At 65.9% G+C, this 21,167-nt stretch carries 22 protein-coding genes; 13 read left to right on the top strand and 9 right to left on the bottom strand.

Annotated elements, in window-relative coordinates; genetic code table 11:
* Positions 1–20 precede the first annotated feature (20 nt).
* From HR9077_RS18485 to HR9077_RS18455, 7 genes are all read left to right on the top strand, one after another.
* Positions 21–950 carry a DUF368 domain-containing protein gene (locus HR9077_RS18485; protein WP_136068777.1) on the top strand — a complete coding sequence of 310 codons (930 nt, stop codon included), beginning with the start codon at positions 21–23 and terminating at the stop codon, positions 948–950.
* Positions 951–954: 4 nt separating this feature from the next.
* Positions 955–2,172 (top strand): peptidoglycan DD-metalloendopeptidase family protein, encoded by a 1,218-nt coding sequence (locus tag HR9077_RS18480; protein ID WP_136068776.1) that lies wholly within the window; start codon positions 955–957, stop codon positions 2,170–2,172.
* A 123-nt stretch (positions 2,173–2,295) separates the two neighbouring features.
* The gene (gene rpoS / locus HR9077_RS18475) at positions 2,296–3,270 is read left to right on the top strand and encodes an RNA polymerase sigma factor RpoS (protein WP_136068775.1); all 975 of its coding nucleotides are present in this window, start codon (positions 2,296–2,298) and stop codon (positions 3,268–3,270) included.
* A 176-nt stretch (positions 3,271–3,446) separates the two neighbouring features.
* A complete protein-coding gene (locus HR9077_RS18470) occupies positions 3,447–4,922 on the top strand; it encodes a TolC family outer membrane protein (protein WP_136068774.1) in 1,476 nt (491 codons plus the stop codon).
* Positions 4,923–5,085: 163 nt separating this feature from the next.
* Positions 5,086–6,186, top strand: coding sequence for an alanine racemase (gene alr / locus HR9077_RS18465; RefSeq protein WP_136068773.1), 1,101 nt, complete (start codon positions 5,086–5,088; stop codon positions 6,184–6,186).
* A 155-nt stretch (positions 6,187–6,341) separates the two neighbouring features.
* Positions 6,342–7,256, top strand: a complete 915-nt coding sequence (lpxL, locus tag HR9077_RS18460; protein WP_136068772.1) for an LpxL/LpxP family Kdo(2)-lipid IV(A) lauroyl/palmitoleoyl acyltransferase — start codon at positions 6,342–6,344, stop codon at positions 7,254–7,256.
* Positions 7,257–7,361: 105 nt separating this feature from the next.
* Complete coding sequence (locus HR9077_RS18455; RefSeq protein WP_136068771.1) at positions 7,362–7,517, top strand: DUF1328 domain-containing protein; 156 nt, start codon at positions 7,362–7,364, stop codon at positions 7,515–7,517.
* On the opposite strand, the gene HR9077_RS18450 is transcribed toward HR9077_RS18455, so the two are convergent.
* From HR9077_RS18450 to HR9077_RS18430, 5 genes are all read right to left on the bottom strand, one after another.
* Positions 7,477–8,859, bottom strand: a complete 1,383-nt coding sequence (locus tag HR9077_RS18450) for a DUF2254 domain-containing protein (protein ID WP_168380996.1) — start codon at positions 8,857–8,859, stop codon at positions 7,477–7,479. The two genes, HR9077_RS18455 and HR9077_RS18450, sit on opposite strands and share 41 nt — an antisense overlap.
* A gap of 118 nt (positions 8,860–8,977) precedes the next feature.
* On the bottom strand, positions 8,978–10,639 hold the full coding sequence (gene ettA / locus HR9077_RS18445; RefSeq protein WP_136068769.1) for an energy-dependent translational throttle protein EttA: 1,662 nt from the start codon (positions 10,637–10,639) through the stop codon (positions 8,978–8,980).
* A 214-nt stretch (positions 10,640–10,853) separates the two neighbouring features.
* Positions 10,854–11,060 carry a PA3496 family putative envelope integrity protein gene (locus HR9077_RS18440; RefSeq protein ID WP_136068768.1) on the bottom strand — a complete coding sequence of 69 codons (207 nt, stop codon included), beginning with the start codon at positions 11,058–11,060 and terminating at the stop codon, positions 10,854–10,856.
* A gap of 135 nt (positions 11,061–11,195) precedes the next feature.
* Positions 11,196–11,630, bottom strand: coding sequence for a PAS domain-containing protein (locus HR9077_RS18435; protein ID WP_136068767.1), 435 nt, complete (start codon positions 11,628–11,630; stop codon positions 11,196–11,198).
* 123 nt (positions 11,631–11,753) lie between these two features.
* The gene (locus tag HR9077_RS18430) at positions 11,754–13,070 is read right to left on the bottom strand and encodes an MFS transporter (RefSeq protein WP_136068766.1); all 1,317 of its coding nucleotides are present in this window, start codon (positions 13,068–13,070) and stop codon (positions 11,754–11,756) included.
* Positions 13,071–13,177: 107 nt separating this feature from the next.
* Here HR9077_RS18430 and HR9077_RS18425 point away from each other — a divergent pair, with 107 nt between their 5' ends.
* A complete protein-coding gene (locus HR9077_RS18425; protein ID WP_136068765.1) occupies positions 13,178–13,447 on the top strand; it encodes an Rdx family protein in 270 nt (89 codons plus the stop codon).
* Between the two features lie 115 nt (positions 13,448–13,562).
* Here HR9077_RS18425 and HR9077_RS18420 read toward each other — a convergent pair whose 3' ends face one another.
* The gene (locus tag HR9077_RS18420; protein ID WP_136068764.1) at positions 13,563–14,555 is read right to left on the bottom strand and encodes a zinc transporter ZntB; all 993 of its coding nucleotides are present in this window, start codon (positions 14,553–14,555) and stop codon (positions 13,563–13,565) included.
* Between the two features lie 290 nt (positions 14,556–14,845).
* On the opposite strand from HR9077_RS18420, the gene HR9077_RS18415 reads away from it, so the two are divergent.
* Complete coding sequence (locus tag HR9077_RS18415) at positions 14,846–15,736, top strand: DMT family transporter (protein WP_136068763.1); 891 nt, start codon at positions 14,846–14,848, stop codon at positions 15,734–15,736.
* On the opposite strand, the gene HR9077_RS18410 is transcribed toward HR9077_RS18415, so the two are convergent.
* The 3 genes from HR9077_RS18410 to HR9077_RS18400 are packed head-to-tail and all read right to left on the bottom strand — an operon-like array spanning position 15,733 to position 17,001.
* Complete coding sequence (locus tag HR9077_RS18410; RefSeq protein WP_136068762.1) at positions 15,733–16,080, bottom strand: type II toxin-antitoxin system RelE/ParE family toxin; 348 nt, start codon at positions 16,078–16,080, stop codon at positions 15,733–15,735. The genes HR9077_RS18415 and HR9077_RS18410 overlap by 4 nt on opposite strands.
* Positions 16,077–16,340 carry a type II toxin-antitoxin system Phd/YefM family antitoxin gene (locus tag HR9077_RS18405; RefSeq protein WP_136068761.1) on the bottom strand — a complete coding sequence of 88 codons (264 nt, stop codon included), beginning with the start codon at positions 16,338–16,340 and terminating at the stop codon, positions 16,077–16,079. Before HR9077_RS18405 ends, HR9077_RS18410 begins: the two co-directional genes overlap by 4 nt.
* Positions 16,341–16,383: 43 nt before the next feature.
* Positions 16,384–17,001: an arylesterase gene (locus HR9077_RS18400; RefSeq protein WP_136068883.1), complete on the bottom strand. Its 618-nt coding sequence runs from the start codon at positions 16,999–17,001 to the stop codon at positions 16,384–16,386.
* Between the two features lie 79 nt (positions 17,002–17,080).
* Between HR9077_RS18400 and HR9077_RS18395 the strand changes: the two genes are divergently transcribed.
* The 4 genes from HR9077_RS18395 (at position 17,081) to HR9077_RS18380 (ending at position 20,993) form a co-directional block, all read left to right on the top strand.
* Entirely contained in the window at positions 17,081–17,803 is a 723-nt protein-coding gene (locus tag HR9077_RS18395; protein WP_136068760.1) for an ABC transporter ATP-binding protein, read from the top strand.
* Positions 17,800–20,361 (top strand): ABC transporter permease, encoded by a 2,562-nt coding sequence (locus tag HR9077_RS18390; RefSeq protein ID WP_136068759.1) that lies wholly within the window; start codon positions 17,800–17,802, stop codon positions 20,359–20,361. Before HR9077_RS18395 ends, HR9077_RS18390 begins: the two co-directional genes overlap by 4 nt.
* 75 nt (positions 20,362–20,436) lie before the next feature.
* Positions 20,437–20,673, top strand: coding sequence for an AbrB/MazE/SpoVT family DNA-binding domain-containing protein (locus HR9077_RS18385; RefSeq protein WP_136068758.1), 237 nt, complete (start codon positions 20,437–20,439; stop codon positions 20,671–20,673).
* On the top strand, positions 20,667–20,993 hold the full coding sequence (locus HR9077_RS18380) for a type II toxin-antitoxin system PemK/MazF family toxin (protein WP_136068757.1): 327 nt from the start codon (positions 20,667–20,669) through the stop codon (positions 20,991–20,993). The genes HR9077_RS18385 and HR9077_RS18380 overlap by 7 nt, the downstream gene beginning before the upstream one ends.
* Positions 20,994–21,167 lie beyond the last annotated feature (174 nt).

Below are 21,167 nucleotides of genomic sequence, written 5' to 3'. Positions count from 1 at the left end.
CCTGTGAAAGGAGTCCACCATTGAAGCGAGCACTCTCGCTGTTCTTCAAGGGCGCCGGGATGGGCGCCGCCGATGCCGTGCCGGGCGTTTCGGGCGGCACCATCGCCTTCGTCACCGGCATCTACGAGGAGCTCATCGACACGATTCGCCGGTTCGGCCCGGCGGGCTACGCGGCCTGGCGTCGCGACGGCCTGCGCGGTCTGGCGGAGCATCTCAACCTGGCGTTCCTGATCCCGCTGTTGCTGGGCATCGGCGCCAGCCTGGTCAGCATTGCCCATCTGGTCACCTACCTGATGGACAATCAGCCGCTGCTGCTCAACGCCTTCTTCTTCGGTCTGGTGCTGGCCTCGGCGGTAGTGGTTACACGCCATATCAACGGTTGGCGGCTGTGGCATGTGCTGCTGCTGGCGCTCGGCATGTTGCTGGCGCAGCTGTTGCCGGGCCTGATGCCGGCGCTGAGCGGGCTCGGCGCCCTCCAGCTGGTGGTCGGCGGCGCCATCGCCATCAGCGCGATGCTGCTGCCCGGCGTGTCGGGCAGTTTCCTGTTGCTGAGCATGGGCCTTTACGGCACCGTAATGACGGGCATAAAGAGTCTCGACATAGGCTTGATCCTGCAGTTCGGCATCGGTTGCCTGATCGGGCTGGCGACCTGCTCGCGGCTGCTGGCCTGGCTGTTTCGTCACCATCATGCCGCCACGTTGCAGCTGCTGGCCGGGTTCATCGTCGGCTCGCTGCCGCTGCTCTGGCCATGGCGGGAGATGACGCGTTATCAACTGGGGGCCGAACAGCAGATCATTCCACTCGACTATCGCTTTCTATGGCCCGACGATTATGCAGCGCTGACCGGTGAGCCGGCCCAGCTATGGTCGGCGCTGGCACTCATGGCCTGTGGCCTGGTGCTGGTACTGGTGGTGGGCGAACGTTCCACGTCATCCTTCAAGGAGCATTGAATTCATGCGCAAGGCTTTTCTGGTTTCGGTGCTGGCCCTGACAGTGGCGGGCTGCGCCTCGTCCGGCAGTGCCCCCCAGGTCAGCGACCTGTCCGTCAGCCGCAACCAGCAACCCCGCGAAGCGGTCACCGTGCAGTCCGGCGATACCCTCTACGGCATCGCCTGGCGCAACAACATGGACTTCCGCGAACTGGCGCGGCTCAACGGCATCTCGCCGCCCTACCGCATCGAGCCCGGCCAGACCCTGCGTCTCGATGCCGGTTCCGGCGCCGGCGCGAACGGCCAGGCGCTGGCATCGTCGGGCGCGTCGGGTGCACAGGCGGGGGCGGCGACCAGCGGCGCCTCGACCCAGGCGACGGAGCAGAATCCCGACTGGCTGGCCCCGGATACCCAGACCATCGAGCGCAACCGGCGACTGTCCAGCGAGCCGCTGGACGACGGTGCGACCTCCCAGGCGCCCAGCAGCCAGGCGCTGGCCGGCGCGGCGGGAGCCGGTGGCGCGGCCGGCCCGGGCCCCGTATACAACTTCGAAAGCCCGGGCGCCGATGGCCAGCTCAGCGAGCGCGATCGCCAGGAACAGGCGGCTATCGCGCGTGAGCAGGCCGCAGCCGAGGCCGCCGACGCGGCGGACCCTGCCGCGAGCGACGAACGCCTGGCAACGGCCGACACACGCGCGTCATCTTCCTCGGCTACAACGGATAGCCAGCAGGATGAGACGGCCTCGGATCAGGCCGCGTCGGAAACGCCGCAGTCCGGCTCCCCGGCGGGCGACGCGACCGACGCCGGCACGGCGGTCGCCGGTGGTGCGAGCGAGCCGAGCGCGCAGCAGCGCAGCTACTCGCCGGTCGAGGATATCCCCTGGCAGTGGCCCGCCGAGGGCGAGGTCATTGGACGTTTTGGTGATGGATCTAACATCACCGCCGGCATTGATATAGCCGGGCAAAAGGGGCAACCTGTCAGAGCGGCAGGGCCGGGTATCGTGGTCTACGCGGGGGATGGCGTACGCGGCTATGGCAATCTCATCCTACTCAAGCACAACGATCGTTTCCTGAGCGCCTATGCGCACAATGACACGCTGAGAGTCCAGGAAAACGACGTGGTCAAGGCAGGAGAAGTGATCGCCACCATGGGTAATACCGATGCCGATGGCGTCAAGTTGCACTTTGAGGTACGCAAGGAAGGCCAGCCTCAAGATCCCCTCGAGTACCTGCCTTCTCGTTGAGGGGATCGCGATCGCAAACAGGGACGGACGACCGGTCTTGCCGGTCGCCCCAGCCAGGCCAGAACAATAATTCCAGCCGGCCGATGGCTGCATTGGAAAGCAGCAGACAAACGGGGTAGCGACATGAGTATGCTTGAACGGGACCTACAGGAAGTCGATCTCAACGAAGTGAATGTCGATGTCGAAGAAGCCATCGACGAAGGCGATGCCAAACAGGAGGAAGCCTTCGAGAAGGCGCTTAGTCGCGAAGAAAACAGCTATCACCAGAGCCTCGATGCTACCCAGATCTATCTCAACGAGATCGGCTTCTCGCCGCTGTTGACCCCCGAGGAGGAAGTGCACTTCGGGCGTCTCGCCCAGAAGGGCGATCCCGCCGGGCGCCAGCGCATGATCGAGTCCAACCTGCGGCTGGTGGTCAAGATCGCGCGGCGCTATCTCAATCGCGGCCTGTCGCTGCTGGATTTGATAGAGGAGGGCAACCTGGGCCTGATCCGCGCGGTCGAGAAGTTCGACCCCGAGCGCGGCTTCCGCTTTTCGACCTACGCCACCTGGTGGATTCGCCAGACCATCGAACGGGCGTTGATGAATCAGACCCGCACCATTCGCCTGCCGATTCACGTCGTCAAGGAACTCAACATCTACCTGCGTGCCGCCCGCGAGCTGACCCAGAAGCTCGATCACGAGGCCACCGCCGAGGAGATCGCCGAATTCCTCGACAAGCCGGTGGGCACGGTCAAGCGAATGATGGGGCTCAACGAACGCGTCTCGTCGGTGGATTACCCGCTGGGCGGCGAGAGCGACAAGCCGCTGATCGAGACGCTGGCCGACGAGAACGAAAGCGGCCCGGAATCGTCGCTCGTCGACGGCGACGTCAAGCAGCATGTCGACGACTGGCTGGCCGAACTGACCGACAAGCAGATGGAGGTGGTCGTGCGCCGCTTCGGTCTGCGCGGTCACGAGGCGGCGACGCTCGAGGAGGTCGGCGAGGAGATCGGCCTGACCCGTGAACGGGTTCGCCAGATCCAGGTCGAGGCATTGAAGAAGTTGCGACGCGTGCTGGAAAAGCAGGGCCTCTCGCTGGACGCGATATTCGAGTGAGGCGAGGCCGTCGAGCAGACTGACGGGTAGCGACGACGCGGGCCGATGGCCCGCGTTTGCCGTTCGGCCGTCACTCATCCGGCATGCGCATTATTTGTCATTTGCTACGCAAGCTAACATGCGGCATCGTATGTATAATAGCTGTCGCTATCGCTTGCTATCGAAAGGAAATATCGATGCCGTCCCGCTTCGTTTCACTTCCGCGCCTGTCGTCGCGTCCGGGCTTCGCCCGGCGGCTGTTGCCCCTGCTGATCGCCTCCGCGCTGTGTACCCAGGCCCAGGCGGCCGATCTCTGGACGATCGCTCGCGACGCCATGGACAACAATGCCGACCTGGCCTCCTCGCGCGCCACTTTCCACAGCGTCGAGGAAAACCGGGAGGTCGCGCGCGGCGACCTGTTGCCGCAGATCAACGCCACCGCCAACGCCGCCAACAACCGCACCTTCGAGAGTCAGAGCAGCACCGCGAGTGCCGGAACCGGCGGATCGTCGCCCAGCGACGACAACTACAATTCCGCGAGTGTCGGCGTCGAGGCCACCCAGGCGCTGTTCGACGCCACCAACTGGCACGAATTGCAGCGCGCCCAGGAGCAGATCGATCAGCAGGCGCTGACGCTGGAAAGCACGCGCCAGCAGACGCTCTACGATGTCGCCGAGGCATATTTCGCGATTCTCCAGGCCCGCGACATCCTCGCCGCTCGGGTCGCCCAGGAGAAGGCCATCGGCCGGCAACTCGAGCAGGCCCGCGAACAGTTCGAGGTGGGCCTGATCGCGATCACCGACGTCCACGAAGCGCAGGCCACCTACGACCTGGCGCGCGCTCAGCGCATCGCCGCCGAGAGCGATCTCCAGGTCAGCTTCGAGGCGCTCGAGCGACTCACCGGCAAGCGCTACGACACCATCAGCACGCTGTCCGAGGAGTTGCCCATCGAGTCACCCGAGCCCAGCACCCGCGACGCCTGGGTGGCTTTGGCGATGGAGAACAATCCGACGCTGCTGGCCGCCAACCAGGCCATCGAGGTCGCCAACAGCGACGTCGACATCGCGCGCGCGGGCTACCTGCCGAGCCTCGACGCCTACGCCAGCTACGAATACTCGGACAGCGACAACGAGTACGTGCAGGGCGAGAACTCGGGGGCCGAGATCGGCCTGCGGGGATCGTGGGCGCTATTCAGCGGCGGCAGTACCCGCGCCCAGGTGCGCAGCAACACCTATCAGCTCGAGGCCGCGCAGTACGACTTCGAGTCGCAACGCCGCCTGACCACCCAGCAGGTCCGCTCGCTGTACACCCAGGTCGTCAACGACGTCGAGACCGTCGAGGCCCAGCAGCAGGCGATCGTCTCCAACCGCAGCGCCCTGGAAGCCACGCGCTCCGGTTACGAGGTGGGCACGCGGAATATCGTCGACGTCCTGCAGGCCGAGCAGAACCTGTACGACGCCCAGGCCGACTACGCCGACGCACGCTACAGCTACGTCACCGATCTGCTCGCCCTGCGTCGCGAGACGGGCATCCTCGACACCAACAGCCTGCGCACCCTCAGTGAATGGCTGCAGACCGGTGACGAAGTCCACCTCGACCTGCCCAACGAAGAGGGCAGCCGCTACGAGGCGATGATGGATATCGGCGAGCCGCCGACGCCGCCCCGCGAATAACGGCAAGCGTCGAAGCCCCTTATTCGCTGCAGAAAGCGCGATATCCAGTGCCAAATGCTGGGTTCTCGCGCTTTTTTAGTGTTTTCGCGCGTGAATTCCGCTTTCTTTTATCAAATAATGAGCCCCTCTAACCCGGATCATCCTCTCGCCGCAGGAGGCATGCATGGCTCGGCCGCTCCACGCCGATATCGATCTCGACGCGCTTCGCCACAATTACCGTTTGGCACGCGACCTGGCGCCCTCCAGCCAGGCGCTGGTGGTGATCAAGGCCGATGCCTACGGGCATGGCGCCGTGGCCTGTGCCCGTGCGCTCGGCGGCCTGGCGCCGGCCTTTGCCGTGGCCAGTCTCGAGGAGGCCACGGTGCTGCGCGAGGCGGGGGTGGCCGAACCGATCGTCCTGCTCGAGGGGATCTTCGCCCCCGACGAGCTCGAACGGGTCGATGCGCTGGGGTTGTGGCTGGTCGTGCACAGCGAATGGCAGGTCGCGGCGTTGCTCGATCACCGGCCGCGCCGGCCGGTCCCGACCTGGCTCAAGGTGGATTCGGGCATGCATCGGCTGGGCTTCGATCCGGCGCGTGCCGAAGCCGTGTGGGCACGCCTGACGGCATGCCCCGAGCGGGTCACGGCGCTGCACCTGATGAGCCATTTCGCCACCGCCGACGCCCTGGATCCGGCCTGCTTCCAGCACCAGATGACGACGATCGACGCGCTGGCGCGGCGCCTCGATGCACCGACCTGTCTGGCCAACTCGCCGGCCACGCTGGCCTGGCCCCGAGCGCACGGCGCCTGGAACCGCCCCGGGGTGATGCTCTACGGCAGCAACCCGCTGGAAGGCGGGAACGATGCCGCCCGTGAACTCAGGCCGGTGATGACGCTGCGCTCCGAGATCATCGCGGTGCGCGAGGTCGCCTCCGGCGAGCCGGTGGGCTATGGCGGTCGCTGGCATGCGCCACGGCCGTCGCGGATCGGCGTGGTCGCCGCCGGCTATGGCGACGGCTACGACCGGCATGCCGCCGACGGCACGCCGGTGCTGGTCGACGGCCAGCGGACGACGCTGGCCGGCAAGGTCTCCATGGACATGCTGACGGTGGATCTCACCGACCTGCCCGGGGCCGATATCGGCAGCCGCGTGGTGTTGTGGGGCGAGGACCCGAGCGGTGCCCGGCTGTCGATAGACGAGGTCGCCCGGCACTGCGACACCATCAGCTACACCCTGTTGACCGGGATACTGCCGCGGGTGCCCCGGCGCTATCGTCACCTCTGAAGAGAAAGCCTGGCGGTCTGGTGGGGCGCGTTCCCGATGGGGTTTCCAGCCACCCCATCGCGAATAGATTCGCCCTCATCAACAGGCTGCACTGACGCATCCCGCATCGATGGATAAACTAGGCACTTTAAGCAGCATGACGGAATCGCTTGCCAATGACTGACACGACGTCGCCGCGCTCCTGGGCACATCCGCGCTACTGGCCGACCTGGCTGTCGATCGGCCTGATGCGCCTGGGCGCCTGGCTGCCCTGGTCGCTCAAGCTGGCCGTCGGCCGGACCATCGGCTGGTTGGCCTGGCGCTTCGGCAAGCGCCGCCGGCACATCACCGAGACCAACCTGCGGCTGTGTTTCCCCGAACTCGACGAGCGCCAGCGGGCCGACCTGGTCAAGGCGACCTTCCTGGCCAATGGTATCGGCATTCTCGAGACGGCGACCGGCTGGTGTCGGGATCCCGAACACCTGCGCCACCGCGTGACCTTCCGCGGCGAGGAGCACATGCACCGGGCGCTCGCCCAGGGCAAGGGCGCGCTGATCGTCGGCATCCACTTCTCGACGCTCGACCTGGGCGGCGCGCTGCACTCGTTGTACTTCCCCGCCGACGTGGTCTATCGCCCCCACGACAATCCGTTGTTCGAACGCTTCATGACCCGCGCCCGTTCGCGGATCTTCGGCCAGGCGATCGATCGTCACGACCTGCGCGGCGTGGTGCGTCGCATCAAGGCCGGCCATGCGGTGTGGTATTCGCCGGACCAGGATTTCGGGCGCGATGCCAGCGTGTTCGCGCCGTTCTTCGGTATCGAGGCGGCGACGATCAGGCTCACCGCCAAGATCGCCCGCATGACCGGGGCGCCGGTCATGCCGCTGATCTTCCATCGCAATCCCGACGATCGCAGCTACACGCTGGAGTACCTGCCGGCCCTGGAAGATTTCCCCAGCGGCGATGAAGTGGCCGATGCCACACGCATCAACGCGGTGATCGAGGCGGCGATCCGTCGCCATCCCGAGCAGTACCTGTGGCTGCACCGGCGCTTCAAGACGCGTCCGCGCGGCGAGCCCAAGTTCTACTGAGCCTTGCCTTCGGACTTGACGCTACGTCAAAACATGACGATTCTCTAATAGCCTCGATCGGACGATCGAGGCGAGGGAAAGCCAACTTCTACAAGGACGACGGTCATGCTCAACTACGCAATCATCTTTCTGGTCATTGCCATCATTGCCGGGGTGCTCGGCTTCGGTGGTATCGCCGGCGCGGCGGCAACGATCGCCAAGATCCTGTTCTTCGTCTTCCTCATTCTGTTCGTCGTGTCGCTGATACGCAGTCGTCGTTGACGAGGGTGGCCGGCGCTGATGCCGGAGAGAGACCGCCGGGTAGTCGAAGTCGGTGTTCTCCCGCCTGCAGGCGCCTGTCGATGAAATGGCGGTCAAGGTTGTCCTTGGCCGCTTCCCCCAGTGCGCCGACCACCCGGTCGGCGTGCGCTTGAATGATGACAAGCCTCTCTGCATCGGCGAATAGCGAAAGCGTCTTCAAGGCCTTCAGCAAGGCCAGCACGACACTGACATCGTCGCGGCCGTAATGCAGGATCGGCGTGAAGAGCCGGTAAAGCAGGCTTTCGAAATCGTGAGTCTTCCAGCTCACCCGCAGGCTGCCGCGCTTATCGGTCAAGGCGTTGCTGGGAGCGATCTTCAGCCGTCGGCACAGTAGTTCGGTCAATTGATGCAGGCACAGCCGGGCGGTCCCGGGATCGTTGATCCCCGGCGAAAGCGCCTTGACGGCGATCTCCATCAACTGCGTCAGGCCGTTGATATAGAGATCCTTCACCGACTCCCCCTGCACATGGATCAGCGTTGCCAGCACCGCGTCATCGAAATCCTCGCCTGGCGGGCTGGCGGTATCGACCCTGAACAGCGGAAACCCTTCGACGGTGTAATCGCCGAACATGAAATTGAGATGGATTGCCGTACCGTGCTCCTCGGCGAGCCGCGCCAGTGTCTCGAGTTGAACGTTCTGCACGTATCCGCTTTGTCGGGCATGGATCACATGGCCCCCGGCGGGTATCTCCATGCCATCCAGTCGCTGCCAGCGCGCTTGCTCCTGCAGGGTGGTCAGGCGTTGCATCGACTCGCGAGTCGACTGGTGCAGGCCCTGGAGGATCGCGTTGATCTGGACTGACTGGGAGGCGTTGTGGATGAAGTAGACGAACAGCGCCAGGCAATGGATCACCATCAACGTCCCCAGATAGCCTCCCAGCGAACGCCACAGGCTGGGCGTATCGCCGTCGAAAGGCACCATCAGCAGAATCAAAATGAACAGGATCGTACCCAGGTAGTGGCCGAGCACCCGCTGATGATGCCGTTCCGTGATCAGGCCGAAGACCAGCTTGTGTGAAAAGTTGCCCCCCGCCTGGGAAAGCACCGTCATGACCATCGAGAAACTGAACACGACCATCGAGATCATCCCGGCGATCAGCGTCGAGAGCAGCGCTCGGGCCGTGTCGGGATCCTTGAAGCCGAGGTGGCCGAGGATGTCGGGCAGGGCGGAATCGGGTATCCGTGGTATCACGGCAATCAGCCCCAGGGTGAGGTAGATCAACGCCAGCAGGCAGGGGAGATAGGCGATGCTCTGTCGAACACGGTTGAACAACTTGTACGGCAAGTTGATTGCGGCAAACATCGCACGGTCCTTTTGCAATGGCCTTGATTCTGGCGGGGTTCTCTGTCGCTTTCCATGAGCCATCCAAAAAAGGCCCCGTTGCGTCGCGCAACGGGGCCTTTTGGGTTCGGCGCTCAGGTCAAGCGTCGATGCGCTTGTACTTCATGCGCTTGGGCGTGTCGCTGCCGACACGCTTCTTGTGGTCCGCTTCGTAGTCGGTGTAGTTGCCCTCGAAGAACACCACCTGCGATTCGCCCTCGTAGGCCAGAATGTGCGTGGCGATGCGGTCGAGGAACCAGCGATCGTGCGAGATCACCATGGCGCAGCCGGGGAAGGCGAGCAGTGCCTCTTCCAGGGCGCGCAGGGTCTCGATGTCGAGATCGTTGGAGGGTTCGTCGAGCAGCAGCACGTTGGCGCCCTGCTTGAGGGTCTGGGCCAGCTGCAGCCGGCCACGCTCGCCGCCGGACAGCTCCGACAGGCGCTTCTGCTGGTCGTTGCCCTTGAAGTTGAAGCGGCCCACGTAGGCCCGCGACGACACCTCGTAGCCGTTGATGTTGAGCATGTCCTGCCCGTCGGAGACCGCTTCCCACACGGTCTGCTTGTCGTCGAGGGCATCGCGCAGCTGCTCGACGTAGGCGATCTGGACCGTGTCGCCGAGCACCACCTCGCCGCTGTCGGGCGTCTCGCTGCCGTTGATCATCCGGAACAGCGAGGACTTGCCCGCCCCGTTGCCGCCGACGATACCCACGATCGCCCCCTTGGGCACCTGGAACGACAGGTTCTCGAACAGCAGCTTGTCGCCGTAGCGCTTGGAGACGTCGTGCAGTTCGATGACCTTGTCGCCGAGCCGCGGGCCGGGCGGAATGTAGATCTCGTTGGTCTCGTTGCGCTTCTGGAAATCGCCGGACTGCATCTCCTCGAAGCGATTGAGGCGCGCCTTGCTCTTGGCCTGGCGGCCCTTGGCGTTGCTGCGCACCCACTCGAGTTCCTGCTTGATCGCCTTGTTGCGCGAGGCTTCCTGCTTGGCTTCCTGCTCGAGGCGCTTCTCCTTGGCTTCGAGCCAGTCGGAGTAGTTGCCCTCGAAGGGGATGCCCTGGCCGCGGTCGAGCTCGAGGATCCAGCCGGCGACGTTGTCGAGGAAGTAACGGTCGTGGGTGATCGCCACCACGGTACCGGAGTAGTTGTGCAGGAAGCGCTCGAGCCAGGCCACCGATTCGGCATCCAGGTGGTTGGTCGGCTCGTCGAGCAGCAGCATGTCGGGGTTCGACAGCAGCAACCGGCACAGCGCCACGCGGCGACGCTCGCCGCCCGACAGCACGCCGACATTGGCATCCCAGGGCGGCAGGCGCAGCGCCTCGGCGGCGACCTCGAGCTTGCGCTCCAGGTTGTGGGCGTCGGCGGCCTCGATCAGGTTTTCCAGCCGCGCCTGTTCGGCGGCCAGCGCGTCGAAGTCGGCATCCGGCTCGGCGTAGGCGGCATAGACGGCGTCGAGCTGTTCTTGCGCATCCTTGATCTCGCCGACCGCTTCCTCGACGGTTTCGCGCACCGTCTTGCTGTCGTCGAGTTCGGGTTCCTGCGGCAGATAGCCGACGTTGAGTCCCGGCATTGCCCGGGCCTCGCCGTTATATTCGGTATCGACGCCGGCCATGATCCGCAGCAGGGTCGACTTGCCCGAGCCGTTCAGGCCGAGTACGCCGATCTTGGCGCCGGGAAAGAAGGACAGCGAGATATCCTTGAGGATCTCGCGCTTGGGGGGCACGATCTTGCCCACCCGGTTCATGGTGAAGACGTATTGCGCCATGGAAATCCGGTCGGTTGGAAGTGAACGATGGGTCTCGATGATAGTGGTGGCAAACCGGAAAGGCCAGCCAGGGGCCCTCGTGGAAGGAACTTGTTCCCGATGAAGCTGGCCCAGTGCATGGGCGGAGGGGTCTCGTGGGAGGGAACTCGTTCCCGATGGTTTCGGCTGCCCCGATCGTGAGTCGATCCACTCCCACGAAACGCTTCAAGAATTCCTACTCTTCCTCGTCGAGCCCGGCGAACCAGTCGTCCTCGATGGCTTTCCTGAGGCGGCGCTCCTCGAGCAGCGCCTCGACCTGGCGACGCGCACGCAGGCTATCGGCGCGGCTGACGCGGGGGCGTGTGAAGTGTTCGTCGTTGACGGCTTCGAAGAATTCCTGCTCGTCGACGCTCTCTTCTTCGATGAAGGATTTACGGCTCATGTCACCTGCCTCCCCTGACGCGGTGGCGATTCGGCATCCGGATGATGCCTTGGTCGCTATATAGCGCCACTCGGCGTCTGGTACAAGAGGCTGAGGCCAATAAATTCGCGGCCATCACCGCGTGGCGTGACGACCCTAGGCGAGGCCGTGTTTCGTCTTGAGCGCCTCGAGCTCGGCCAATGCCTCGGCGAGCTGCGTGACGTCCTTCTGCACGCCGATGAAGTAGGTCAGCTGATCGTGCTCGTCGAAGATCGGCGTGATCGACAGTTCGTTGTAGAACAGCGTGCCGTCCTTGCGATAGTTGCGCAGCACCTCGCGGCAGGGCCGGCGCTCTTCTAGCGCCTGGCGGATGCGCGACAGGGCGGGCTGGTCGCGATCCCCGTTCTGCAGGAAACGGCAATCGCGATACAGGATCTCGTCGGTGGTGTAGCCGGTCAGGCGCTCGAAACCCTGGTTGACGTAGATCAGGATGGTCTCGTCGCCTTCCTGCTCGGCGACCACGATGCCGTCAACCGAGGCATCGACAATGCGTTCCAGCAACCGGGCGTCGATCATGGCGGGTCTTTTCATGCGCTTGTTGTCCTGTGACGGTGACGTGCCGCTCGCACGGTGCTGCCTGTCTAGCATCATGGCCAGAGCGGACAGGGATTTCAACGCGTTGAGGGGCCTGCGGCTTGCACGGGCCCGCCCGTGTCACGCCTCCACCTCGGGCAGGCGCTGGGCGCAGGCCGCCGCCGCCAGGGCGCACCCGGCCAGGATCGTCAGCAGGGCGGCGCTGCCCAGCCACTGCGCCAGTGCCCCGATCAGGCCGCCGACGATCAGCATCAGCACGCCCGTCAGGGTGTTCGACAATGCCACGTAGAGGGCTCGGTCATCGGCGCCGGCCAGATCGACCACGTAGGTCTTGCGCCCCAGGCGTACCCCGGTGTGGGCGATCAGCAGCAGGCCGTACAGGACGGCGAACGGATACACCGTATGGCTCCAGTCGCCCGGCGCCCAGGCCACCCCGGCGGTGGCCACGCAGCACGCCGCCGCCGCCAGGCCGGCGTCGCGAAGCACCCTGCGGCTCGAGGCGTCGGCGCGTTTGCCCCACAGCGGGCTGGCCAGCATCCCGGCCAGCCCCGACACGACGATCAGCGTGCCCAGCCCGCCCAGGTCGCCGTTCCCCTGCTGCTGGCCGAGCAGCGCGATGTAGGGCAATGCCAGGGCACTGGACAGCAACAGGGCACGGGTCAGGTTGAAGTGCAGGAAGGCGCGGTCCTGGCGCAACTTGGCGATGCCCTGGCGCAGGCTGGCCCAGACGCTGTCGCCGCCTTCGGTGGCGCCGGGTTCCTCGCGGATCAGCGCCGCGCAGGCGGCGTTGAGCAGCCAGCCCAGCGCGGCGATGGCCAGCAGGACCGCCAGTGCCAACTGCCCGGGCCGGTCGTCGAACAGCATCAGCACGCCGCCGGCGGCCAGCGTCACCGCGCCGGCGACGCTGCCGCTCCAGCCCATCAGCGTGCCGCGTCGGCGCTTGGCGATGGTCTTGCCCATCACATCCTTGGTGGCGATGGACGACAGCCCACGGGCCAACGACAGTACCACCAGCACGAGCAGCACCAGCGTGCCGCCGATGCCGCCCCGGCCGAACAGTGCCAGCGCGGCCAGCAGCGCGGCGCTGAACGCCTGCAGCAGGCCGCCGATCACCCAGATCCACTTGCGCTGCGGCAGCCCTCGGGCAACGCCGGCGACCAGCACCTGCGGCAACAGCGCGCCGGCCTCGCGGATCGGCACCAGCAGGCCGACCATCCAGATCGGCGCGCCGATCGCGCCGAGCAGCCAGGGCAGCACCAGGCGCGCGCTCGACAATTCGTCGGCGAGCTTGTTGCCCAGCGCGGCGCACAGATGGCGAAAGAAGTTGCCCGGCTGTTCGCGGCAGGCGCTGTCGGAAATGTCCCTGCACAGCCGGCTGTCCTCGTCGCCGGTGAGCCACTCGAAAAGGCGGGTCTGACTGATGCTGGTCTCGGCCACGCGGCGCTCCCTCGTCGTCATCGGCCCGGCACGCTACGGGACGTGGCGGCCAGTTGCTATCATCGGGTCATCGGCGATCTACAGGTCTTTTTCCAAGGAGTATCACGATGGCCTCGGTTCACATTCATTATTGCACGCAATGCCAGTGGCTTCTGCGTGCCGGCTGGTATGCCCAGGAGCTGCTCTCAACCTTCGGCGAGGACCTCGAGGGCGTCACGCTCGTCCCCAGCCATGGCGGTCACTTCGAAGTCAGCTATGACGGCGAGACGCTCTGGGAGCGCAAGCGCGACGGCGGCTTCCCCGACATCAAGGAGCTCAAGCGCCGGGTGCGCGACCGGCTCGACCCCGAGCGCGATCTGGGGCATGTCGATCGGTAGGCTGAGCTACGAGCTACGAGCTACGAGCTACGAGCTACGAGCTACGAGCTACGAGCTACGAGCTACGAGCTAATATTCTGGCCCGCAGCTCGCTGCCCGTGGCTCGTGGCTGGTCTCACCACCAGTGCTTGCGCTTGAGCAGCGCCATCACGCCGATGCCCACCGTCACGGTGATGACGACGAAGATCGTGAAGCCCAGCGGGCTGTCGGCGCCGGGGATGCCGCCGACGTTGACGCCCAGCAGCCCGGTCAGAAAGCTCAGCGGCAAGAACACCGTGGTGACGATGGCGAGCATGTACATGCGCTGGTTGAGCTGTTCGTTGTGTTCGCTCCACAACTGCTCCTGAAGGATCAGCGCGCGCTCCTGCATGGCGTTGAAATCCTCGACGTAGCGCGACAACTGGTTGGCGCTCTCGCGGATCGACACCTTGCTGTCGTCGTCCAGCCACAGCGGGCCCTGGGCGAGTTGCGACAGGCAGTCGCGCTGCGGGCCCATGAACCGCCGCAGGGTGATCAGCGGCCGGCGGATGCGGGTCAGCTCGTCGACGTTGAGGTTGCCGCGCCCGGCCAGCTGGGCGTCCTCCAGTTCGGCCATGCGCTCCTCGAGCTGATGAGTGACGTCGCCGGCCTGGTCGACCAGCGTCTCGGCCATCCAGGCGACCAGATCGGGGATCGACATCGCCCCCTCGCCGGAATCGATGCGCTCGCGAACCACGTTGACCGCATGAAGGGGGCGCCGGCGCAGGGTGATCAGCCGCTTGGGGGTCATCCACACGCGCAGCGAGATCAGGTCTTCGGGAGCCGCGCCGGGGTTGAAGTTGATCCCGCGCAGGGTGGTCACCACGCCACGCCCGAAGCGCGCGACCCGGGGCCGGGTGTCCGGCTCGAGCAGCGCCTCGATCACCGCCTCCTCGAGCCCGGCCAGCGAGCCCAGGTAATCGGTGACGTCATCGTGGCGAAAGTCCAGATGCAACCACAGCGGGGCATTGTCGCTGCTCCAGGCGCGGTGCAGGGCCTCGTTGTCGAGCTGTTCGCCGCCACCGCGCCCATCGAGCCGGTAGGCGGTGACGAACGCGCTCTCGACGGGGATCGGCAATTGGCTCGTCATTATTGGCGGTTCCTCGTGGCCGGTGCCCGGGGGCTCGCCAGCGCTCGGCGGCCCGGTTAGGCTGTTCGCCATATCCTAGCTTTGTCTGAAAAATCGGCGAGCGATGGCCAGACAAGGCAAAAATCGGTGTAGAAAGCGTACTGGGCTCGCACGCGAGTTTACATGGTGTAAATGAGCATTTTGATCGAACTCGCGCCCGAGCTGATTTTTAACGCCGTATGGGCGAGCGCAGGCATTTTTCAGGCAAAGCGTAATGAAGCCGCGCCGGGCGTGGAAGGCAGGGAGGCGAGATGACGCGCGATCAACGGGCGATGCTATACGGCGTCGGGGCGGTGGGGCTGTGGTCGACGGTGGCTACCGCCTTCAAGCTGGCGCTGGCCGGCATGACACCCGCCGAGCTGATGTGGATCGCCGCGCTGGTCTCGTGGCTGTTGATCGGCCTTTTGATGGTGCGTCGTGGGCAGCTCGGAAACGCCCTGCGCCATGGCTGGCGGACTGCGCTGTGGGCCGGACTGATGAACCCGGTGGCGTACTACCTGGCGCTGTTCGCTGCCTACGACCGGCTGCCGGGGCAGGAGGCGATGGCGCTCAACTACACCTGGGCGTTGGCGATGGCCTTTCTCGCCGTGCCGATCCTCGGCCAGCGCCTGACCCGTTACGACGTGCTCGCCGGGCTGGTCGCCTACGCCGGAGTGTGGACCATCGCCACTCGCGGGCGAGTGCTCGACGTGGCCTTCGCCGATCCGTTGGGGGTAGCGCTGGCGCTGGTTTCGACGCTGTTGTGGGCGCTCTACTGGCTGCTCAACGCCCGCGATCACCGCGAGCCGCTCGTCGCCCAGTGGCAAAACTTCAGTGTCGGCCTACCGGTGCTGACCGCGATCGTTGCCTTCGGCCCGGGATTCAACTGGCACGGCTGGGCGAGCCTTGGCGCCGGCGTCTATGTCGGGCTGTTCGAGATGGGCTTCGCCTTCGTGCTGTGGCAGATGGCGGTGCAGCAGGTCTCGCGCACCGCCAAGGTCTCCAACCTGATCTTTCTCTCGCCGCCGGTGTCGTTGCTGCTGCTGCACTTCATCGTCGGTGAGCCGATCCTGGCCTCGACGCTGGTCGGCCTGGTACTGATCCTCGCCGGGCTGGGCTTGCAGCAGTTGCAGAAGGCGCCGGCGCCGGTCGCGGAGCATTAACTCAATATTTGATATTCAAATAGCAACCGTTTGAAGTCCTGGCGCTGGTGGGCGAAGAGGTAGATGGAGACCTGATTTTCCTTGGGCCAGTAGTGGTAGATGACCCGATAGTCGTCGACCAGCAGCTCGCGATAATGGTCGATGCCCATTTCCAGGGCGATGCGACAGAGGCGATAGGTGTCGGGTCTTTCACGAGCGCGGGTCATCGCACTGTCGGCCAGCCCTTGCGTGTAGGCGTGCGCCCGGGCAGGAGGCATGTCCATATGATCGATCAGAAAGTGGCGGCAACTTCGCAACGATTGCAACGCCGTGTCTTCGAGCGTTACCGCCGAGGCCTGGCTCATGGCGTTTCATCCAGATCGATTCGCTCGTCCTCCTTCAACTTCGCCATGAATTCCTCGGCGCTCATGGTCTTGCCTTCCGCGCGGCTCTTCTCGCCCAGGCTCAGCAGCTTGAGCAGGGCAATGGCCTGCTCCCGGCGCTCATGGGCTGCATAGGACTCGACCACGTAAGTCGGCTTGCCCTTCTGGGTGATCACCAGAGGCTCTTCCACGTCCAGGGTGGCGGCATTTTTCTTCAAGTAGCTGATGGTTTCGACACGCATGGCCCGTTCCTCTTGCGTTGTGTAGTCTTATTTTGGTCCTTTTTTAGTTCTTGGGCAATTTGGCCTCGGCGATGGCGCGTTTGGGCAGCAGCTTCTCCAGCGCCGGCCAGACGTTGTCCAGTACCTGCGGCTGGGCCTCGGCGGTGGGGTGGATGCCGTCGTCCTGCATCAGCGTATCGTCGAGCGCAATGCCATCGAGGATGAACGGCACCAACGGCACGTCATGGCGTTCGGCGAGCGTGCGGTAGACCCGGCTGAAGGCATCGGCGTAGGCTTGGCCGTAGTTGGGCGGAATCCGGATACCCAGCAGCAGTACCCGGGCGCCGGCCTGCTGGCTGGCCTCGATCATCCGGGCCAGATTGGCGCGCATCTGCTGCGGCGGCAGGCCGCGCAGGCCGTCGTTGCCGCCGAGTTCGAGCAGAACGATGTCGGGCTGATGCTGTCGCAGTAGTTCGGGCAGCCGCGTGACGCCGCCCGAGGTGGTTTCGCCGCTGATGCTGGCGTTGATCACCTCGACCTCGTCGGTGAGCCGTTCGTCGAGCAGCTGCACCCAGCCCGACTCGCGCTCGATGCCGTAGGCCGCGCTCAGGCTGTCGCCCATCACCAGCAGCGTCGGCGCCGCCACGGCCGGCCCGGCCCAGGTCGCGGCCGCCAGCAGCATCCATAACGACAGCGCCGCCAGCCTCGTGTTCTTGTCGCCCTTCGCGAACCATCGCCCAACCACAGGGAACGTCTGCATCATGTCCAACTCCCACGCGCGTGAAGTATCGTCGGTACCCATTCTACAGGCCCAGGGACTCAGCAAGCATGTCGACAGCGGCGAACGCCGGCTGACCATCCTCGATCGGCTCGATATCGAAGTGACGGCCGGCGAGAGCGTGGCGATCCTGGGCAGTTCCGGTTCCGGCAAGTCGACCCTGCTGGGCCTGCTGGCCGGGCTCGACGCGCCCAGCGAGGGGCGTCTCGAGCTGTTCGGCGAATCGTTGCCGGCGCTCGACGAGGACGGTCGGGCACGGCTGCGCGCCGGGCGGGTCGGCTTCGTGTTCCAGAACTTCCAACTGCTGCCGACGCTGACCGCGCTGGAGAACGTGCTGCTGCCGCTGGAACTGGCGCCCAACGGCGACCCCGCCGCGCGGGGTCGCGAATGGCTCACGCGGGTCGGGCTCGGCGAGCGGCTGGACCACCTGCCCAAGCAGCTGTCCGGCGGCGAGCAGCAGCGCGTCGCCGTGGCGCGGGCCTTCGTCACCCAGCCCGAACTGGTGTTCGCCGATGAACCCACCGGCAACCTCGATCGCGAGACCGGGCGGACGGTCATCGACCTGCTGTTCACCCTCAACCGCGAGGCGGGCACCACCCTGGTACTGGTCACCCACGACCACAACCTGGCGCGGCGCTGCGGGCGCTGCCTGCGTCTCGACGCCGGCCAGCTGGTGGAAATGAACCGCGACGAGGTCGAGGCATGAACGGCATGCTGGGACTCTCGCTCAAGGGGCTGCGCCGCGACCTGCGCGCCAGCGACGTACGCGCGCTGTTCATCGCCCTGGCGCTGGCGGTGGCCGCCTCGACGATGATCGGCTTCTTTCTCGACCGCCTGGATCGCGGCCTGACCCGCCAGGCCGGCCAGTTGATGGGCGGCGACATCAAGCTCGAACAGGGCCAGCCGTTCGACGAGTCGCTCTACCGGACGCTGCGCGACGCCGGGCTGACGCTCGCCGACCAGGTCGACATGGTGTCGATGGTCAGCCGCAACGACGCCTTCCAACTGGCCAGCCTCAAGGTGATCGACGAGGCCTATCCGCTCTATGGTGAGGTCCATGTCGATCTCGGCGACGGCCGGATCAGCCAGTTGCCGCGGGGCCCCGAGCCGGGTTCGGTGTGGATCGCGCCGCGCCTCGCCCAACTGCTCGAAGTGAGCGTCGGCGACAGCGTGCAGGTGGGCCAGGCCGAGCTCAGGGTCAGCGGGCTGATCGAGCGCGAGCCCGACCAGTCGGCGGGCTTTTCCAGCTTCAATCCACGCCTGATGATGCGCATCGCCGATCTCGACGCCACCGGGCTGGTGCGCCCCGGCTCGCGAGTCGAATACGAGCTGCTGGCCAAGGGGTCGCCCGAGGCGGTGGAGGGCGTCGGCGGCCTGCTCGAACGTCTCGCCAGCCAGGGCGTCGAGGTCGAGGACGTGCGCGACGAGCGCCCGCAGCTGGGTAGCGCCCTGGAACGCGCCGAGAAATACCTGAGCCTGGCCGGGCTGGCCGCGGTACTGCTCGCCGGGGTCGCCGTGGCGATGGCCACGCGCCGCTACGTCGACCGGCACCTGGACACCGCCGCGCTGCTGCGCTGCTTCGGTGCCACCCAGTCGCAGCTGTCCCGGCTGTTCGCCTGGCAGCTGCTGTGGCTGGCGCTCAGCGCCTCGGCGCTCGGCGCGCTGCTGGGGCTGGCGGGGCAGGCCGGCCTGCTGGCGCTGCTCGCGCAGTTCCTGCCGATGGAGCTGCCGCCGCCGGGGATCCTGCCGCTGCTGATGGGCATCTTCACCGCGCTGGCGGTGCTGGTCGGCTTCGCCGGGCCGACCCTGCTGCGCCTCAAGCGGGTCAGCGCGCTCAAGGTACTGCGGCGCGAGCTCGACCCGCTGCCCGCCTCGGCGTGGCTGGTGGTGGCGGTGGCCAGCCTGGTGTTCGGCGCGCTGCTGTGGCTGTATTCCGGCGACCTGGTGCTCTCCGCTGCGCTGCTGGTCGGCGGGCTCATCGCCCTGACACTGCTGTGGGGGCTGGGCTGGCTGCTGCTCGGCCTGGTGCTGCGCCTGGCCGGGCGCAGCGGGTCGGGACAGGGCGCCGCCGGCAGCGGCGGCTTCGCCCAGGCCCTGCGGCTCGGCGCCCGCCAGCTGGCGCGGCGCCGCCAGGCCAGTCTAGGCCAGCTGCTGGCGTTCGCCGTGACCTTCGCGGCGATGGCGATCATCACCCTGGTGCGCGGCGACCTGCTCAGCACCTGGCAGGCGCAACTGCCCGAGGACACCCCCAACTACTTCGCCATCAACATCCAGCCCGGCGAGCGCGACGGCTTCGTCGAGCTGCTCGACGGCGCGGCGGACGCGCGCACCGCGTTGTATCCGATGGTGCGCGGCCGGGTCACCGCGATCAACGGTGCCGAACCACGCCAGGCCGTCCCCGAGGAGAGCCGCGGCGACAACTCCCTGCAGCGCGAACTGAACCTGACCTGGCGCGCCGAGGTGCCCGAGGGCAACCGCGTGGTCGCCGGCGAATGGTTCGACGCCGAGAGCGGCGGGGCGAATGGTGGCGCCGAGGGCCAGCCGGTGCCGATCTCCGTCGAGGACGGCCTGGCCGAGCGGCTCGGCGTGGGGCTTGGCGACACCATGAGTTTCACCGTCGGCAGCGACCGGGTCACCGGCGAGATCACCAGCCTGCGCGATCTCGACTGGGACAGCTTTCGGCCCAACTTCTTCGTGATCTTTCCGCCCGGCGTGCTCGAACGCTACGGCCACAGCTACATCACCGCCTTCAAGCTCGACGCCAGCGAGCACCGCGATCTGCTCGGGCGCATGGTCGAGGCCTACCCCGGCGTCTCGCTGCTCAACGTCGACGCCATCCTGGGCCGCGTTCGCGAGCTGCTGGCCCAGGTCACCCGCGCCGTGGAGCTGGTGCTGCTGTTCGTGCTGCTGGCAGGGATCAGCGTGCTGTATGCCGCGCTCACCGCCAGCCATTCGCTGCGCACCCACGAAAGCGGCCTGCTGCGGGTGTTCGGCGCCGGCGACCGGCTGATCTCGCGGATCCAGGGCGTCGAATTCGCCCTGCTGGGGCTGACCAGCGGCCTGATGGGCGCGCTGCTCGCCGAACTCGCCGCGGCCGGGGTGTATATCGGCTGGCTCGACCTGGCGCCGCGCCTGCACCTCACGCTGTGGCTGGTGCTGCCGCTGGGCGGCGCGCTGCTGATCGGGCTGATCGGCCACCTGCTGTCGCGCGGGGTGCGCCGGCAGACTCCGATGGCCAGCCTGGGGCTGCTGGGCGAGGCGTAATTCGAGCGAATGGCGTTGGCGAAATCGCCTGCAGAGTAATAACATAGTTATTACCCGGTTCGGCCAGGAGAAACCATGAGAACGACATTACGCAAGATAGGCAATTCACGCGGTGTGCTGATTCCTGCGCTCCTGCTCGATGAGTGCGGTATCGATGGCGAGATCGAGCTGCGCCAGGAAAACGGGCGCATCGTCATAGAGCCGATAAAGCCGGCCCGTCAGGGATGGTTCGACGACTATCAGGAACAGCGCGATACCGACGCCTGGCAGGGCTTGCCCCCCGATGCCGACAGTGACGATTGGGAATGGTGAAACGGTCGAAATCCGTTCGACGCGGCGATGTCTTCTGGGTGAACCTGGACCCGACCCTGGGCAGCGAGATACGCAAGACCCGGCCCGCGCTGGTCGTCTCGCCCGATGACATGAACGCAGCCTTGCCGCGCGTTATCGTGGCGCCCGTCACCAGCAAGGGCCAACCATTGGGCTGTCGGCCCGAACTGACCTTTCAGGGTAAGCGTGCCCGCATCCTGCTCGATCAGGTGCGTTGTATCGATAAAGCTCGCTTGCTGGGGCGGCTAGGCGAGATCGACAAGGCGATATGGCATCCACTGCTACTGGAAATGTTCGAGTAGCGAGGGGGTTGGCATCCACCCGATAGCCGGCCGCACTTACCGCTCGATATCGTCGGGTGGCAGTAGCCCTTCATCATTATCGTCCAGCGTCTCATCAAGGGGGCGAGACGCTCCAATGTCTCCATTAGCCCCGGTTTCCCGATGGGTTCGGTCACAGGAATCTCCCATAAGGGC

The sequence above is a fragment of the Modicisalibacter radicis genome (genome assembly GCF_900961225.1).
Lineage (GTDB): Bacteria > Pseudomonadota > Gammaproteobacteria > Pseudomonadales > Halomonadaceae > Modicisalibacter.
Note: the sequence above shows the minus strand (reverse complement) of the source record. Positions and strands in the feature narration are given on the sequence as shown.

What these genes read in the sequence shown, in the direction of transcription:
- HR9077_RS18405 (WP_136068761.1), bottom strand. Translation starts at nt 16,340, where the DNA reads ATGCGTGTCGAAACCATCAGCTACTTGAAGAAAAATGCCGCCACCCTG.
- HR9077_RS18380 (WP_136068757.1), top strand. Translation starts at nt 20,667, where the DNA reads ATGGTGAAACGGTCGAAATCCGTTCGACGCGGCGATGTCTTCTGGGTG.
- alr (WP_136068773.1), top strand. Translation starts at nt 5,086, where the DNA reads ATGGCTCGGCCGCTCCACGCCGATATCGATCTCGACGCGCTTCGCCAC.
- HR9077_RS18480 (WP_136068776.1), top strand. Translation starts at nt 955, where the DNA reads ATGCGCAAGGCTTTTCTGGTTTCGGTGCTGGCCCTGACAGTGGCGGGC.
- HR9077_RS18410 (WP_136068762.1), bottom strand. Translation starts at nt 16,080, where the DNA reads ATGAGCCAGGCCTCGGCGGTAACGCTCGAAGACACGGCGTTGCAATCG.
- HR9077_RS18435 (WP_136068767.1), bottom strand. Translation starts at nt 11,630, where the DNA reads ATGAAAAGACCCGCCATGATCGACGCCCGGTTGCTGGAACGCATTGTC.
- HR9077_RS18390 (WP_136068759.1), top strand. Translation starts at nt 17,800, where the DNA reads ATGAACGGCATGCTGGGACTCTCGCTCAAGGGGCTGCGCCGCGACCTG.
- lpxL (WP_136068772.1), top strand. Translation starts at nt 6,342, where the DNA reads ATGACTGACACGACGTCGCCGCGCTCCTGGGCACATCCGCGCTACTGG.
- HR9077_RS18440 (WP_136068768.1), bottom strand. Translation starts at nt 11,060, where the DNA reads ATGAGCCGTAAATCCTTCATCGAAGAAGAGAGCGTCGACGAGCAGGAA.
- HR9077_RS18455 (WP_136068771.1), top strand. Translation starts at nt 7,362, where the DNA reads ATGCTCAACTACGCAATCATCTTTCTGGTCATTGCCATCATTGCCGGG.
- HR9077_RS18450 (WP_168380996.1), bottom strand. Translation starts at nt 8,859, where the DNA reads ATGTTTGCCGCAATCAACTTGCCGTACAAGTTGTTCAACCGTGTTCGA.
- ettA (WP_136068769.1), bottom strand. Translation starts at nt 10,639, where the DNA reads ATGGCGCAATACGTCTTCACCATGAACCGGGTGGGCAAGATCGTGCCC.
- HR9077_RS18385 (WP_136068758.1), top strand. Translation starts at nt 20,437, where the DNA reads ATGAGAACGACATTACGCAAGATAGGCAATTCACGCGGTGTGCTGATT.
- rpoS (WP_136068775.1), top strand. Translation starts at nt 2,296, where the DNA reads ATGAGTATGCTTGAACGGGACCTACAGGAAGTCGATCTCAACGAAGTG.
- HR9077_RS18395 (WP_136068760.1), top strand. Translation starts at nt 17,081, where the DNA reads ATGTCCAACTCCCACGCGCGTGAAGTATCGTCGGTACCCATTCTACAG.
- HR9077_RS18400 (WP_136068883.1), bottom strand. Translation starts at nt 17,001, where the DNA reads ATGCTGCTGGCGGCCGCGACCTGGGCCGGGCCGGCCGTGGCGGCGCCG.
- HR9077_RS18425 (WP_136068765.1), top strand. Translation starts at nt 13,178, where the DNA reads ATGGCCTCGGTTCACATTCATTATTGCACGCAATGCCAGTGGCTTCTG.
- HR9077_RS18470 (WP_136068774.1), top strand. Translation starts at nt 3,447, where the DNA reads ATGCCGTCCCGCTTCGTTTCACTTCCGCGCCTGTCGTCGCGTCCGGGC.
- HR9077_RS18420 (WP_136068764.1), bottom strand. Translation starts at nt 14,555, where the DNA reads ATGACGAGCCAATTGCCGATCCCCGTCGAGAGCGCGTTCGTCACCGCC.
- HR9077_RS18415 (WP_136068763.1), top strand. Translation starts at nt 14,846, where the DNA reads ATGACGCGCGATCAACGGGCGATGCTATACGGCGTCGGGGCGGTGGGG.